Source organism: Citrobacter sp. XY323 (genome assembly GCF_025106035.1).
Lineage (GTDB): Bacteria > Pseudomonadota > Gammaproteobacteria > Enterobacterales > Enterobacteriaceae > Citrobacter > Citrobacter braakii.
Window position 1 is genome coordinate 28,212 of the sequence record NZ_JANYUK010000013.1, and the last position, 13,410, is coordinate 41,621.

A 13,410-nucleotide genomic window follows, 5' to 3' on the forward strand; every position below is an offset into this window, starting at 1 on the left:
GCTTCTATTCTGAAAAATGACTTCCTCAGCTATCGCTTCTATGTGGATGGGTGCATTTACAGCAAAATCTTCAGCATTTTGTGAGTCGGAGTGCCAGGTATGAGCGTAAGAGAAGAAATTCAGGATGGCAGAGAGGCTGGAAATTTAAGAAGCGGGATAATATACACCGAAGTTTTGGGGTGGATAGATATGGGACATGCCCGAGGAGATGATGTCAGAAAGTTACTCTCGGATATGCACCAAGGCGAGCATTCATGAGAACAGTGATACCTTACAGCGATTTTAGTTCTGGTAACGTTAAAATAGTTTCCAGAGATGGAACGGTCGTTAACTCGTAAAACAGGGAAACATATGAAACAGGCAGTCATAATAGTGCTGATGGTAATAGCTATATGCAGCTCTTATTTCTGGCCTAATATTAAAATGAGACTTGCAGGTAACGCACAATATACAGAGTTTAATAAAGCCAAATATGATTTTTACACTCCCCAAGTTTTAAAAAAAATGCCGAGAATATCCCAAGTGTATGACTTTAATTATACGAATATTTCTGGTCCTAAGGCTGATGTATGGAGTGTGACGTTCCATGATACCAGGGATACGGGGAGGATTAGTAAATATCTCTCAATGGCGGGCTATGAAAAACAGGTAAAATGCGATGTTGAGGCAGAGTGCTGGCGTCTCAGGGGATCCGATGAAGTACTGACAGTCGTGAATATGAACAGCAGTAATGCTGTTCGGGTTGATATTCTGAAGAGTATTTATAACGACAAATATATGCCAGATAAATAAGTATTCAATTTTATATCAATCAGCACTTACTGGCGGTACGGATAGCCTGCATTGAGCAGGCTATCTAGTACGTTACGATAGCATAGGCATGGTACGCAAAATTACTCGATATTCTGAATTTGCTCGCGCATTTGCTCGATCAATACCTTCAGTTCAATTGCGGAATTAGTCACCTCGGCATTGATAGACTTGGATGCAAGAGTGTTCGACTCACGGTTGAATTCCTGCATCATGAAGTCCAGACGACGGCCAACAGCCTCTTTTTTCTTCAGAATGTTGTAGGTTTCTTTGACGTGGGCTTCCAGACGATCTAACTCTTCTGCTACATCGATGCGCTGCGCCATCAGCACCAGTTCTTGCTCAAGGCGGTTATTCTCCAGTTGCACCTGGGCGTCTTCCAGTTTGGCTACCAGACGCTCACGCTGCCATTGCAGAATTTCCGGCATATGTGCACGCACTTTAGCGACTTCAGTGCTGACGCCTTCCAGACGCTGCTCGATCAGCGCTTTCAGCGCCTGACCTTCGGTTTCACGCGCGACGATGAAGTCATCCAGCGTACCGTCAAGCGCGGCGAGGATTTCAGCGGCAATGGCGTCCAGATCTTGCTCCTGGGCAGCCATTACGCCTGGCCAGCGCAGGATATCAACTGGGTTAATTTCACCTTCATCACTCTGCATTTTGACCCAGTTAGCAGCGCTAACGAGCTGTTTAGCGAGCTTTTCATTTAGAATCAGCTCGCCCTGGGCGCTGGCATCAGGCTCAAAACGCAGCGTACACTCGACTTTACCGCGCGTCAGACGCGTGCGTATGCGTTCGCGGACAACGGGTTCAAGACTACGGAACTGTTCCGGCAGGCGAAAATAAGTTTCCAGATAACGCTGGTTTACCGAGCGCATTTCCCAGGTAGCGCTACCCCATTCACCCTTGATTTCACGCCGGGCGTAGGCGGTCATGCTGCGGATCATAGACGTTCCTGTTTTTAAAGATGAGATGGGAGGATTATAGCCATCCACGTCTTGTCAGGATAGGAATAACAGTCGGAAGTCCGTATAATGCGCAGCCACATTCGTTTCAAGCCGGAGATTTTATCATGCGTCCAGCAGGTCGTAGTGCCAACCAGGTGCGTCCCGTCACCCTGACCCGTAATTATACAAAACACGCTGAAGGCTCCGTGCTGGTCGAATTTGGTGATACCAAAGTGCTGTGTACCGCCTCTATTGATGAAGGTGTACCGCGTTTTCTGAAAGGTCAGGGCCAGGGCTGGATCACCGCAGAATATGGCATGCTGCCACGCGCCACGCACACCCGTAACGCCCGTGAAGCGGCGAAAGGTAAGCAGGGCGGTCGTACCATGGAAATCCAGCGTCTGATCGCTCGTGCGCTGCGCGCCGCCGTTGATCTGAAGACGCTCGGTGAATTCACTATTACGCTGGACTGCGATGTTATTCAGGCAGATGGCGGTACGCGCACTGCATCAATTACCGGCGCATGTGTGGCGTTGGCTGATGCGCTGAACAAGCTGGTTGCGAGCGGTAAACTGAAAACTAACCCGATGAAGGGGATGGTTGCCGCGGTTTCCGTGGGCATTGTGAACGGTGAAGCGCTCTGTGACCTCGAATACGTTGAGGACTCTGCCGCAGAAACCGACATGAACGTGGTGATGACTGAAGACGGCCGCATTATAGAGGTGCAGGGCACGGCAGAAGGCGAGCCGTTCAGCCATGAAGAACTTCTCACCCTACTGGCGTTAGCCCGAGGGGGAATCGAATCCATTGTAACGACGCAGAAGGCGGCGTTAGAAAATTGATTTTAAAGGCGACTGATGAGTCGCCTTTTTTTTGTCTGTAATAAAGTGAGATGAGGAGCGAATCCATGAAACCGTATCAGCGCCAGTTTATTGAGTTTGCGCTTAGCAAGCAGGTACTAAAGTTTGGCGAGTTTACGCTGAAATCCGGGCGTAAAAGCCCCTATTTCTTCAACGCCGGGCTGTTTAATACCGGGCGCTGCCTGGCACTGTTAGGCCGTTTTTATGCCGAAGCGCTGATGGATTCCGGTATTGAGTTCGATTTGCTGTTTGGTCCGGCCTACAAAGGTATCCCGATTGCGACCACCACGGCTGTTGCGCTGGCGGAACACCACGATAAAGATTTGCCGTACTGCTTCAACCGTAAAGAGGCGAAGACCCACGGTGAAGGCGGTAATCTGGTAGGTAGCGCACTTGAGGGGCGTGTAATGCTGGTGGATGATGTTATCACTGCAGGTACGGCTATTCGTGAGTCGATGGAAATTATTCAGGCTAACGGCGCTACGCTGGCGGGGGTACTGATTTCTCTCGATCGTCAGGAACGCGGTCGCGGCGAGATTTCAGCGATTCAGGAAGTGGAACGCGATTATGGCTGCAAGGTGATTTCTATCATTACCCTGAAAGATCTGATTGCGTATCTGGAAGAAAAACCAGAAATGGCAGAACACCTGGCCGCAGTACGGGCGTATCGCGAAGCATACGGCGTATAAGAACTGCCGGATGGCGCTGCGCTTATCCAGCCTACGCACCGCGGAGTTCGTAGGCAAAATAGGCGAGGTCGCCATCCAACAACGGTGTTACTGCAATTGAGCGGCAACCAACGGCCAGCGGATGTCGAAATCATCCGTTGGGCGGTATTTAAATTCGCTACGTACAAACCGGGACAGCATACCTTCGCAGAAAGCCAGTAGCTGGCTGGCCAGCAGCGTTTCATCCACGGTGTAGCCTTCACCTTCACGCATTCTTTTTTCTCGCAGAACCTGGCGTAACTGCGCCTCAATTCGCTCAAAAAGCTGGTTAATACGGCCTTGCAGACGGTCTTGCTCGAACATCAATGCGTGTCCGGTCAGAATTCGCGTCAGGCCAGGATTACGTTCACCGAACCCTAAAATCAGCAGTACGATCAGACGCAATCGCGCGTTAGTGTCTTTTTCATCTTTCAAAATCAGATTGATACGGGTAATCAGACTATCTTCGATAAACTCAATCAGGCTATCGAACATGCGGGTCTTGCTGGGAAAATGGCGATACAAGGCCGCTTCGGAAACGCCCACAGAGGCCGCCAGTTTAGCTGTCGTGATGCGTTGGCTACCATCGCTGGACTCAAGCATCAGTGCCAGAGACTGAAGTATTTCTTCGCGACGATTCCTTTTCGCAGTTTGCTTTTCTACCATGTTACAAAATACCCCTGAAAATAAGCTCTTGCCAGGCAGGCATCCACACAGCGACCGCAAACGGGTGTTTGCGGTGTGTTATTGCGTTATTACGCTGTGAGATACTTTTCTGCGGGTTACTTGCGCCCGGAATGGCCGAAGCCACCTTCGCCACGATCGGTGGCTTCAAACTCTTCCACCAAATTAAATTCAGCCTGGACGACCGGTACAAATACCATCTGCGCGATACGTTCGCCCGGTTCAATAGTAAAGTTGTCCTGACCACGGTTCCAGATTGAAACCATCAGCTGGCCCTGGTAGTCGGAATCAATCAAACCGACCAGATTGCCCAGTACGATCCCGTGCTTATGGCCCAGCCCGGAGCGCGGGAGCATCACCGCCGCAAGAGAAGGATCGGCAATGTGGATAGCTAACCCGGTTGGCACCAGCGTTGTTGCGCCAGGCGCCAGTTCTACGGCGTCATCAAGACAGGCACGCAGGTCAAGTCCGGCAGAACCAGAAGTGGCGTACGTCGGGAGCGGAAATTGTTGCCCTACGCGCGGGTCCAGAATCTTAACGTCGATTTTTTTCATCATAACGGGTCACGATCTCGTCGAGTAATAATTGGCCCAGGAGTTCTTTGCGCTCAAGCGGTAAGACTTTATCTCCATCCTGCCAAAAAAGGTGTAATGCGTTGCTGTCGCTGTTAAATCCTTGAGTGGACAGCGAAACGTCGTTCGCACAGATCACATCAAGGTTTTTGCGGATGCGTTTTTGCCGGGCATATTCTTCCACATTATTTGTTTCGGCAGCAAACCCAACGACAAAAGGACGGTTAGCATCCAGTGCGGCAACACCAGCGATGATGTCCGGGTTTTTGACCATTTTTACTGTTAATTCATCACCCTGCGTGGCCTGTTTTTTGATTTTTTCACTGGCGACAGTTTCAGCGCGATAATCAGCGACTGCGGCGCAGCCGATAAAAATATGCTGTTGTTGCACCGCAGATTGCACGGCGGCTTCCATTTCCAGCGCGGTCATCACATCAATGCGCTGGACAAAAGGCGGTGTGGGTAACGAAACCGGACCTGATACCAGCGTGACGTTTGCCCCGCGTTTTGCGGCAGCGGCCGCGATAGCAAATCCCATTTTCCCGGAGCTGTGGTTGGAAATATAACGCACGGGATCAAGCGGTTCACGCGTCGGGCCTGCTGTAATCATGATGTTGAGATGTTGCAGATCTTTGACAGGTGAAAAATGTTCTGCCGCCATATCTACAATTGTTAACGGATCCAGCATACGTCCAGGACCGACATCACCACATGCCTGACTACCGCTGTCAGGGCCCCAAATGAGCAAACCGCGCGAGGCAAGAATGCCCAAATTGTGTTGGGTAGCGGCGGCGCGGTACATCTGCTGGTTCATAGCCGGCAGCACGGCAACAGGCGCTGGCGTTGCCAGACAGATCGTAGACACCAGATCGTTGGCCATACCTGCGGCAACGCGGGCAATCAGGTCTGCCGTCGCAGGGGCCAGTATAACCAAATCGGCCCATTTCCCCAGCTCAATGTGGCCCATCGCGGCTTCGGCTGCGGGGTCAAGCAGGCTGTCGGAAACGGGATAGCCCGAAACCGCCTGTAAGCTCAGAGGAGTAATAAACGCTTTTGCTGCTTCGGTCATCGCCACGCGGACGTCTGCGCCGCGTTCCCGTAAACGACGCACCAGCTCAGGGGTTTTGTACGCAGCAATCCCGCCACTGACGCCAAGTACGATTTTTTTACCGGCCAGGCTCATCATGATCTTTCCTGTTGGGTTTCACCAGAAGACGGATATTTTATCACAATCCGCAATGTGTCGTGCTTTTGCCCGCGCTCCAGTTTGCGAGGCTCTACGAAGAAGTGAAAACAGAGCGTCGATTCGCCGCTGGCGTTATGCCACTATGCGGACGCGAAAGGAGGGGAAAAGCATGGAAAATACAGGACGTATAATGCCTCGGGAAAAGCTGTTGGCGCAGGGGGCCAGTTCGCTGACCGACGTAGAGCTACTCGCTCTTTTTCTACGCACCGGGATACTGGGTAAAGATGTGCTTACGCTGGCGAAAGAGATGCTTCAGCATTTTGATTCATTGTATGGCCTGTTGTCTGCTGATTACATGGATTTCAGCTATGTTCAGGGCATCGGTATCGCGAAGTACGCACAGTTGAAGGGAATAGTGGAGCTGGCAAGGCGCTACTACAACGTACAGGTGATAGAGGAGCGTGCGATACTTAGCCCGGAAATGGCGCGTGAATTTCTGCAAAGCCAGCTTTCGCAAGAGGAACGCGAGATCTTCTATGTGATCTTTATGGATTCTCAACATCGCGTGATTAAACACCGTAAACTTTTTTCCGGAACGCTAAGCCACGTTGAAGTGCATCCGCGAGAAATTGTCCGCGAAGCGATAAAAATGAATGCTTCTGCGGTGATCCTTGCACATAATCACCCTTCGGGGTGTGCAGAGCCGAGCAAAGCAGATAAACTCATCACCGAGCGTGTTGTGAAATGCTGTCAGTTCATGGATATCCGGGTGCTTGATCATCTGGTCATTGGGCGCGGAGAGTACGTTTCTTTTGCGGAACGCGGTTGGATTTAACGCACTTTACGCGATCCATCGGGATCTTTGTCTGTTCGGGACTTGAGCACATCGCTGACTCAGCGTATACTACGCCACCTTTGAGAATCTCGGGTTTGGCATTTGGGCCTGGCAATCGAGAGTTCGCAAATACGCAAAATCATTCTTGTTGCGTCCAATGACGAGGCAACGATGAAAGATTTAGTGTATTGAACTGCGATAACCGGGCTGAGAAGCCTGACGAGGCGCCAATACCCCATACGAAGCTCGAGCTAATTTGATTTTTGGAGAATAGACATGTCCCGAGTCTGCCAAGTTACTGGCAAGCGTCCGGTGACCGGTAACAACCGTTCCCACGCACTGAACGCGACTAAACGCCGTTTCCTGCCTAACCTGCACTCTCACCGTTTTTGGGTTGAGAGCGAGAAGCGTTTTGTCACCCTGCGTGTATCTGCTAAAGGTATGCGTGTTATTGATAAGAAAGGCATCGAAACAGTTCTGTCTGAACTGCGTGCCCGTGGCGAAAAGTACTAAGTACTAAGAGGAAATAAATCATGGCTAAAGGTATTCGTGAGAAAATCAAGCTGGTTTCTTCTGCTGGTACTGGTCACTTCTATACCACCACGAAGAACAAACGTACTAAGCCGGAAAAACTGGAGCTGAAAAAGTTCGATCCAGTTGTTCGTCAGCACGTTTTATACAAAGAAGCGAAAATCAAATAATTTCCGCTTTGATGTAAAGAAAAACCCTGCCTCGGCGGGGTTTTTTGTTTTCTGGCCGTCCCCATATTAATGAGACCTGATACATCGCCGGAGATACTATGCCTGAATTACCTGAAGTCGAAACCAGCCGCCGCGGTATTGAGCCGCATCTGGTGGGGGCAACGATTATGCACGCGACTGTGCGTAACGGTCGTTTGCGTTGGCCTGTATCAGAGGAAATCTATCGTCTGAGTGATAAACCTGTCCTGAGCGTACAGCGGCGCGCGAAATACCTGCTGCTGGAGCTATCAGATGGCTGGGTAATCATTCACCTGGGGATGTCGGGTAGTTTGCGTATCCTTTCTGAAGAGCTTCCGGCAGAAAAACATGACCACGTCGACTTAGTGATGAGTAACGGCAAAGTCCTGCGCTATACCGATCCGCGTCGTTTTGGCGCCTGGCTGTGGACTAAAGAGCTGGATGGGCATAATGTCCTCGCCCATCTTGGCCCTGAGCCGCTGAGCGACGATTTCAATGCTGGTTATCTGCAGCAGAAATGTGCGAAGAAGAAAACTGCGATTAAACCCTGGCTGATGGATAACAAGCTGGTCGTGGGGGTGGGAAACATCTATGCCAGCGAGTCGCTGTTTGCGGCTGGTATCCATCCTGACCGTCTGGCGTCATCTTTGTCGCAGGATGAGTGCGAACTGCTGGTGCGCGTTATCAAGGCGGTTTTGCTGCGTTCTATCGAGCAGGGCGGGACCACGCTGAAGGACTTTCTGCAAAGTGACGGTAAGCCGGGTTATTTTGCCCAGGAGCTGCAGGTCTATGGGAGAGAAGGTGAACCCTGTCGCGTATGCGGCGCGCCAATCATTGCGACAAAACACGCTCAGCGCACAACGTTTTATTGCCGTCGCTGTCAGAAATAACACCATTATCGGCCGGACGTAGCGTATGCCTCATCCGGCCAGACGCATTACTTCAGTTTACTCAATAATGCCTGATGAACGTTTTCCGGCAGAAAGTGCGCTACGTCACCCTGGTGGCGGGCAACTTCTTTCACCAGTGACGATGAGATAAATGACCACTCTTTAGACGGCATCAGAAAGACGCTTTCCAGTTGTGGCATCAGATGACGGTTCATATGGGCCAGCTGCATTTCATACTCAAAATCGGCTACCGCACGCAGGCCACGGATCAGAATGTTAGCCTGATTATCGCGGGCAAAGTTTGCCATCAGATCGCTGAATCCCAGAACCTCCACATTACCGAGATGCGCCGTTGCCTGCTGTGCCAGCTCAACGCGCTCTTCCAGAGTAAACATCGGTTTTTTACTGGGACTTGCGGCAATTGCCAGGATTACGTGATCGAACATGCTTGTCGCTCGTGTCACGATATCGAGGTGGCCGTTAGTAATGGGATCAAAGGTTCCTGGATAAATCGCCCGTTTTTGCATGACTTGCCTCAATGCGTTTTGGGTGGCAGATAAGGTTCCAGCAGTTGCAGCAGACGCTGAAGCGCGCCCTGATTTTGATACAGAACTTCAACTGCGTGACGGCCATAAAAATTACGATAATCTGCATCGGTCAGTAAAGAAGAGACCTCTTTCACCAGCGTAGTTGCGTCGGTGACGGTGATCAATCCGCTTGCCTGTTCGAGGCGGGCGCAAATATCTTTAAAATTAAAAGTATGTGGCCCCATCAGTACCGGAATGGCGTGCGCCGCGGCTTCCAGTGGGTTGTGTCCACCGCGTTCAACCAGCGAACCGCCAACAAAAGCAAGGTCAGCAATGCCGTAAAGCAACATCAACTCGCCCATGGTGTCGCCGATTACGACCTGGGTTCCTGATGACGGAACTTCGCCCGAAGAACGTGTCGTATAGCTTAGCCCAGCCTGGCGTACGAGGTTAATTGCATCCGGGAACCGTTCAGGATGTCTGGGTACCAGAATCAGTAAAAGATTAGGGAACTGGTTTAATAACGCCTGATGGGCGGCAATGATAATGCTTTCTTCGCCGTCGTGCGTGCTGGTTGCAATCCATACCGGGCGGTGAGGTGCCCATTGACGACGCAATGTAATCGCTTTTGCGGCCAGCTGCGGCGTGACGGAAATATCAAACTTCAGGCTACCGGTAACGGTGACCTGATTGCTTCTGGCACCAAGCGTGATAAAACGAGCGCCATCTTCTTCGTTCTGGGCGGCAATCAACGTAATTCGGCGCAGTAGCCTGCCAACAAATTTACCTAATTTAGCGTAGCCAGCAGCTGAGCGAGCGGAAAGACGTGCATTGGCAATGACCAGCGGAATATGGCGCTTATGCAGTGCCGCGATCAGATTCGGCCACAGCTCGGTTTCCATAATTAACACCAGCTTGGGGTCAACTTTATTCAGGAAACGGTTTAGGGCATCCGGTAAGTCGTACGGCAGATAAATATGCTGAACGTCAGGGCCAAAAGCGGATTGTACGCGCTCGGAACCGGTTGGTGTCATGGTGGTGACCGTGATCGGCAAGTCGGGGTAACGATGTCGCAGAGCGCGGACTAATGGGATAGCTGCCAGCGTTTCGCCCACGGAAACCGAATGAAGCATGATGCCGCCTGGTTTTAGCGGACTGCGGTAAAAGCCGTAGCGTTCACCCCAGCGTTTACGGTAGGCCGGAGCCTTACGTCCGCGCACCCAAAGCCGTACCCAGATCAAAGGCTGAATAAGGTAGAAAAGGGCGGTGTAAAGCAATTCGAGCATAATGGTAGCTGACTTATGAATGTGCTGGGGATTCTATGTATTTAGCTGTGGCTTTACCAATACTTTTCCTATTTTTAAATTAAATAGCGTCCCTCGCGGGGGATGTCCAGGGTACCAGCATCTTTTGCATCTTTACGTTTTCTGTTGATATTTTCCGGTTTAGTCGAGATAGAGGGCTAAAAATCAAAAGGTCTGAACATCTTAATTCATTGATTTACATGTTTTAAAACCATTGGCTGTGCAAGAATTATTCGAGTCGGAACATGGCGAAAGAAGTGATACACTAGCGCGTAAAAATCAGTGCGATATCAGTAATCAGGTAGCTGTTGAGCCTGGGGCGGTAGCGTGCTTTTTTCTGCTTAACTTTACCGGACACTCACGATAAAAGAGCCGCTTGTGGATAAGCCAATTAATAGAATTCTGGTCATAAAAATGCGTTTTCACGGAGATATGTTGTTAACAACTCCGGTCATTAGTACGCTAAAGCAGAACTATCCTGATGCGAAAATCGACGTGCTTCTCTATCAGGATACCATCCCAATTTTGTCGGAAAACCCAGAAATTAATGCCCTTTATGGTATTAAAAATAAAAAGACAAAAGTAACTGATAAAATTACTAATTTTCTGCACCTGATCGGAACGTTGCGCGCAAATGGGTATGATTTAGTTGTAAACCTTACCGATCAGTGGATGGTTGCGATACTGATGCGGCTACTGAACGCGCCAATCAAAATCTCTCAAGATTATGCACATCGGCAATCTTCTTTTTGGAAAAAAAGTTTTACATGTCTGGCTCCGCTTAGCGGTGAAAATGTGGTGGAAAGCAATCTGTCTGTGCTGGCCCCGTTGAAACTTAAATCGACTGTTACACATACAACAATGAGCTATCCGGAGGATAGCTGGGAACGTATGCGCACAGAATTAAATCGGGCTGGAGTTGGTGATGAATACGTTGTAATTCAACCAACGGCACGCCAACGCTTCAAATGCTGGAATAACGAAAAGTTTTCACAGGTAATTGACGCCTTACACCAGCGTGGTTTGGAGGTAGTTATGACCTCTGGCCCAGGCGAAGACGATCTGGCTTGCGTGAATGAAATTGCACAAGGTTGCAAAGAAAGGCCCGTTACTGCGCTGGCGGGAAAGATGAGCTTCCCCGAGCTAGGAGCGGTCATCGATCATGCACAGTTGTTTATTGGGGTGGACTCTGCTCCGGGACACATTGCTGCTGCGGTTGATACACCATTGATATGCCTGTTTGGCGCAACGGATCATAATTTTTGGCGACCATGGTCAAAGCAGATGATTCAATTTTGGGCTGGTGATTATCGTCCGATGCCTCCACGCGAGCAGCGCGATCGCAATGAAATGTATCTTTCGGTGATACCCGCTGACGATGTTATTGCTGCTATCGATAAATTATTACCGGGTAGACTTGTGCCGCCACAAGCGGGGAGTCCCGTATGATTGTTGCTTTCTGTTTGTATAAATACTTCCCATTCGGTGGGTTACAGCGTGATTTTATGCGCATTGCGCAAACTGTAGCGGCACGTGGTCACCATGTTCGTGTCTATACGCAGTCCTGGGAAGGTGAGTGTCCTGACGTTTTTGAATTGGTTCTTGTACCGGTCAAGTCCCGGACAAACCATGGTCGCAATGCGGAGTATTATTCCTGGGTCCAGGCACATTTACTTCAGCACCCTGTCGATCGGGTTGTTGGTTTTAATAAAATGCCAGGGCTGGATCTCTACTATGCTGCTGACGTTTGCTATGCCGAGAAAGTGGCACAAGAAAAAGGTTTCCTCTATCGGTTAACTTCACGATATCGGCACTATGCAGCGTTTGAACGCGCGACGTTTGAGCAGGGTAAACCGACGCAGCTATTGATGCTAACTGATAAGCAGATTGCTGATTTTCAGAAGCACTATCAGACAGAAGCTCAACGATTTCATATTCTTCCTCCAGGGATTTATCCGGACAGGAAGTATAGCCAGCAGATTCCGAATAGCCGTGAAGTTTATCGCCAGAAAAACGGTATAACAGAGCAACAAAATCTATTATTGCAGGTAGGCTCTGATTTCACTCGTAAAGGTGTGGATCGTTCAATACGTGCAGTGGCCTCGTTACCAGAAACGCTTCGGACTAATACGCTACTGTATGTTGTTGGACAAGACAGACCGAGAAAATTTGAGGCGCTGGCGGAAAAACTTGGCGTACGCAGTAATGTCCATTTCTACTCTGGCCGTAATGATGTTGCAGAATTAATGGCTGCGGCTGATATATTGATGCATCCAGCTTATCAGGAGGCGGCAGGTATTGTTTTACTAGAAGCAATCACTGCCGGGCTGCCGGTGTTGACCACAGCCGTATGCGGTTACGCGCATTATATTGTTGATGCTAATTGTGGTATGGCAATTACAGAACCATTCCGGCAAGAAACGCTGAATGAAGCCTTACGTAAAGCGCTGGTAGAGCCTTCATTGTGTTCGGAATGGAGGGCAAATGCACGACACTATGCGGATACGCAAGATTTATACAGCCTACCGGAGAAAGCTGCGGATATGATTACGGGTGGTTTAGATGGTTGAATTAAAAGAACCGTTAGCCACACTATGGCGCGGGAAAGATGCATTTGATGAAGTTAAAAATTTACAAGGTGAAGTATTCAGAGAACTGGAGACTCGCCGTACTCTACGATTTGAACTAACGGGTAAAAGCTATTTTTTAAAATGGCACAGAGGCACTTCTCTGAAAGAGATTGTTAAAAACCTACTTTCATTACGCATGCCAGTATTAGGTGCTGATAGAGAATGGAATGCTATTCATCGCCTGAGTCAGTTAGGTGTGGATACAATGACAGGCGTGGGATTTGGTGAGAAAGGGTTGAATCCACTGACTAAAACCTCGTTTATTATTACTGAGGATCTCACACCAACTATCAGCTTAGAAGATTACTGTGCTGATTGGGCCACAAATTCTCCCGATGTGAAAGTGAAGCGTATAATTATTGATCGTGTTGCCACCATGGTGCGTAAGATGCATGCTGGAGGTATCAATCATCGCGATTGCTATATTTGCCACTTTTTATTACATCTGCCTTTTTCAGGGCGTGAGGACGATCTCAAGATTTCAGTGATTGATTTGCACCGTGCTCAGATTCGGTCGACTGTTCCCCGACGCTGGCGCGATAAGGACTTGATCGGTCTCTATTTTTCTTCCATGAACATTGGATTAACCCAGCGTGATATTTATAGATTTCTACGCATCTATTGCGAGTTGCCGTTGAAAAGCATCCTAAGTCAGGAGGCTGATTTGTTCAAGGAAGCTCAGGTTAAAGCTAATAAAATACGCGAAAGAACAATCCGTAAATCTCTATGATTAATTTAT

General features: G+C 49.4%; 16 protein-coding genes. 10 read left to right on the top strand and 6 right to left on the bottom strand.

Annotated elements, in window-relative coordinates; all coding sequences use genetic code 11:
• Positions 1–351 precede the first annotated feature (351 nt).
• Positions 352–792, top strand: a complete 441-nt coding sequence (locus N0B36_RS17560; protein WP_103767018.1) for a hypothetical protein — start codon at positions 352–354, stop codon at positions 790–792.
• A gap of 101 nt (positions 793–893) precedes the next feature.
• Here the strand turns inward: N0B36_RS17560 and N0B36_RS17565 are convergent, their stop codons facing one another.
• Positions 894–1,757, bottom strand: a complete 864-nt coding sequence (locus tag N0B36_RS17565) for a YicC/YloC family endoribonuclease (RefSeq protein ID WP_019078038.1) — start codon at positions 1,755–1,757, stop codon at positions 894–896.
• A 125-nt stretch (positions 1,758–1,882) separates the two neighbouring features.
• On the opposite strand from N0B36_RS17565, the gene rph reads away from it, so the two are divergent.
• On the top strand, positions 1,883–2,599 hold the full coding sequence (gene rph, locus N0B36_RS17570; RefSeq protein WP_016154991.1) for a ribonuclease PH: 717 nt from the start codon (positions 1,883–1,885) through the stop codon (positions 2,597–2,599).
• 65 nt (positions 2,600–2,664) lie between these two features.
• Positions 2,665–3,306, top strand: coding sequence for an orotate phosphoribosyltransferase (gene pyrE / locus N0B36_RS17575; protein WP_016157763.1), 642 nt, complete (start codon positions 2,665–2,667; stop codon positions 3,304–3,306).
• Between the two features lie 87 nt (positions 3,307–3,393).
• Here pyrE and slmA read toward each other — a convergent pair whose 3' ends face one another.
• The 3 genes from slmA to coaBC all read right to left on the bottom strand — a co-directional run bounded on the left by slmA (position 3,394) and on the right by coaBC (position 5,763).
• The gene (gene slmA / locus N0B36_RS17580; protein ID WP_016154989.1) at positions 3,394–3,990 is read right to left on the bottom strand and encodes a nucleoid occlusion factor SlmA; all 597 of its coding nucleotides are present in this window, start codon (positions 3,988–3,990) and stop codon (positions 3,394–3,396) included.
• A 116-nt stretch (positions 3,991–4,106) separates the two neighbouring features.
• Positions 4,107–4,565 (bottom strand): dUTP diphosphatase, encoded by a 459-nt coding sequence (gene dut, locus N0B36_RS17585; RefSeq protein WP_016154988.1) that lies wholly within the window; start codon positions 4,563–4,565, stop codon positions 4,107–4,109.
• Entirely contained in the window at positions 4,543–5,763 is a 1,221-nt protein-coding gene (gene coaBC / locus N0B36_RS17590; RefSeq protein WP_088583168.1) for a bifunctional phosphopantothenoylcysteine decarboxylase/phosphopantothenate--cysteine ligase CoaBC, read from the bottom strand. The genes dut and coaBC overlap by 23 nt, the downstream gene beginning before the upstream one ends.
• Before the next feature lie 172 nt (positions 5,764–5,935).
• On the opposite strand from coaBC, the gene radC reads away from it, so the two are divergent.
• The 4 genes from radC (at position 5,936) to mutM (ending at position 8,210) form a co-directional block, all read left to right on the top strand.
• Positions 5,936–6,601: a RadC family protein gene (gene radC / locus N0B36_RS17595; RefSeq protein WP_016154986.1), complete on the top strand. Its 666-nt coding sequence runs from the start codon at positions 5,936–5,938 to the stop codon at positions 6,599–6,601.
• 276 nt (positions 6,602–6,877) lie between these two features.
• Positions 6,878–7,114, top strand: coding sequence for a 50S ribosomal protein L28 (gene rpmB, locus N0B36_RS17600; protein ID WP_003024071.1), 237 nt, complete (start codon positions 6,878–6,880; stop codon positions 7,112–7,114).
• Positions 7,115–7,134: 20 nt separating this feature from the next.
• Positions 7,135–7,302 (top strand): 50S ribosomal protein L33, encoded by a 168-nt coding sequence (gene rpmG, locus N0B36_RS17605; RefSeq protein ID WP_003024094.1) that lies wholly within the window; start codon positions 7,135–7,137, stop codon positions 7,300–7,302.
• A 98-nt stretch (positions 7,303–7,400) separates the two neighbouring features.
• The gene (mutM, locus tag N0B36_RS17610; protein ID WP_019078041.1) at positions 7,401–8,210 is read left to right on the top strand and encodes a bifunctional DNA-formamidopyrimidine glycosylase/DNA-(apurinic or apyrimidinic site) lyase; all 810 of its coding nucleotides are present in this window, start codon (positions 7,401–7,403) and stop codon (positions 8,208–8,210) included.
• Between the two features lie 47 nt (positions 8,211–8,257).
• Here mutM and coaD read toward each other — a convergent pair whose 3' ends face one another.
• Both coaD and waaA read right to left on the bottom strand, forming a co-directional pair.
• Positions 8,258–8,737: a pantetheine-phosphate adenylyltransferase gene (gene coaD, locus N0B36_RS17615; RefSeq protein ID WP_016154984.1), complete on the bottom strand. Its 480-nt coding sequence runs from the start codon at positions 8,735–8,737 to the stop codon at positions 8,258–8,260.
• 8 nt (positions 8,738–8,745) lie between these two features.
• A complete protein-coding gene (gene waaA, locus N0B36_RS17620; RefSeq protein WP_200108486.1) occupies positions 8,746–10,023 on the bottom strand; it encodes a lipid IV(A) 3-deoxy-D-manno-octulosonic acid transferase in 1,278 nt (425 codons plus the stop codon).
• 396 nt (positions 10,024–10,419) lie between these two features.
• On the opposite strand from waaA, the gene rfaQ reads away from it, so the two are divergent.
• From rfaQ to rfaP, 3 genes are read left to right on the top strand one after another with little or no spacing between them, the layout of a single operon-like run.
• Positions 10,420–11,490 (top strand): lipopolysaccharide core heptosyltransferase RfaQ, encoded by a 1,071-nt coding sequence (gene rfaQ / locus N0B36_RS17625; RefSeq protein WP_259688690.1) that lies wholly within the window; start codon positions 10,420–10,422, stop codon positions 11,488–11,490.
• Complete coding sequence (locus tag N0B36_RS17630) at positions 11,487–12,611, top strand: glycosyltransferase family 4 protein (protein WP_103767016.1); 1,125 nt, start codon at positions 11,487–11,489, stop codon at positions 12,609–12,611. Before rfaQ ends, N0B36_RS17630 begins: the two co-directional genes overlap by 4 nt.
• The gene (gene rfaP, locus N0B36_RS17635; RefSeq protein ID WP_181220981.1) at positions 12,604–13,401 is read left to right on the top strand and encodes a lipopolysaccharide core heptose(I) kinase RfaP; all 798 of its coding nucleotides are present in this window, start codon (positions 12,604–12,606) and stop codon (positions 13,399–13,401) included. Before N0B36_RS17630 ends, rfaP begins: the two co-directional genes overlap by 8 nt.
• Positions 13,402–13,410: the final 9 nt, after the last annotated feature.

Coding starts and splice junctions, on each gene's coding strand:
- coaD (WP_016154984.1), bottom strand. CDS start 8,737: ATGCAAAAACGGGCGATTTATCCAGGAACCTTTGATCCCATTACTAAC.
- radC (WP_016154986.1), top strand. CDS start 5,936: ATGGAAAATACAGGACGTATAATGCCTCGGGAAAAGCTGTTGGCGCAG.
- waaA (WP_200108486.1), bottom strand. CDS start 10,023: ATGCTCGAATTGCTTTACACCGCCCTTTTCTACCTTATTCAGCCTTTG.
- rfaP (WP_181220981.1), top strand. CDS start 12,604: ATGGTTGAATTAAAAGAACCGTTAGCCACACTATGGCGCGGGAAAGAT.
- rpmG (WP_003024094.1), top strand. CDS start 7,135: ATGGCTAAAGGTATTCGTGAGAAAATCAAGCTGGTTTCTTCTGCTGGT.
- coaBC (WP_088583168.1), bottom strand. CDS start 5,763: ATGAGCCTGGCCGGTAAAAAAATCGTACTTGGCGTCAGTGGCGGGATT.
- rph (WP_016154991.1), top strand. CDS start 1,883: ATGCGTCCAGCAGGTCGTAGTGCCAACCAGGTGCGTCCCGTCACCCTG.
- slmA (WP_016154989.1), bottom strand. CDS start 3,990: ATGGTAGAAAAGCAAACTGCGAAAAGGAATCGTCGCGAAGAAATACTT.
- dut (WP_016154988.1), bottom strand. CDS start 4,565: ATGATGAAAAAAATCGACGTTAAGATTCTGGACCCGCGCGTAGGGCAA.
- pyrE (WP_016157763.1), top strand. CDS start 2,665: ATGAAACCGTATCAGCGCCAGTTTATTGAGTTTGCGCTTAGCAAGCAG.
- mutM (WP_019078041.1), top strand. CDS start 7,401: ATGCCTGAATTACCTGAAGTCGAAACCAGCCGCCGCGGTATTGAGCCG.
- N0B36_RS17630 (WP_103767016.1), top strand. CDS start 11,487: ATGATTGTTGCTTTCTGTTTGTATAAATACTTCCCATTCGGTGGGTTA.
- rpmB (WP_003024071.1), top strand. CDS start 6,878: ATGTCCCGAGTCTGCCAAGTTACTGGCAAGCGTCCGGTGACCGGTAAC.
- N0B36_RS17560 (WP_103767018.1), top strand. CDS start 352: ATGAAACAGGCAGTCATAATAGTGCTGATGGTAATAGCTATATGCAGC.
- N0B36_RS17565 (WP_019078038.1), bottom strand. CDS start 1,757: ATGATCCGCAGCATGACCGCCTACGCCCGGCGTGAAATCAAGGGTGAA.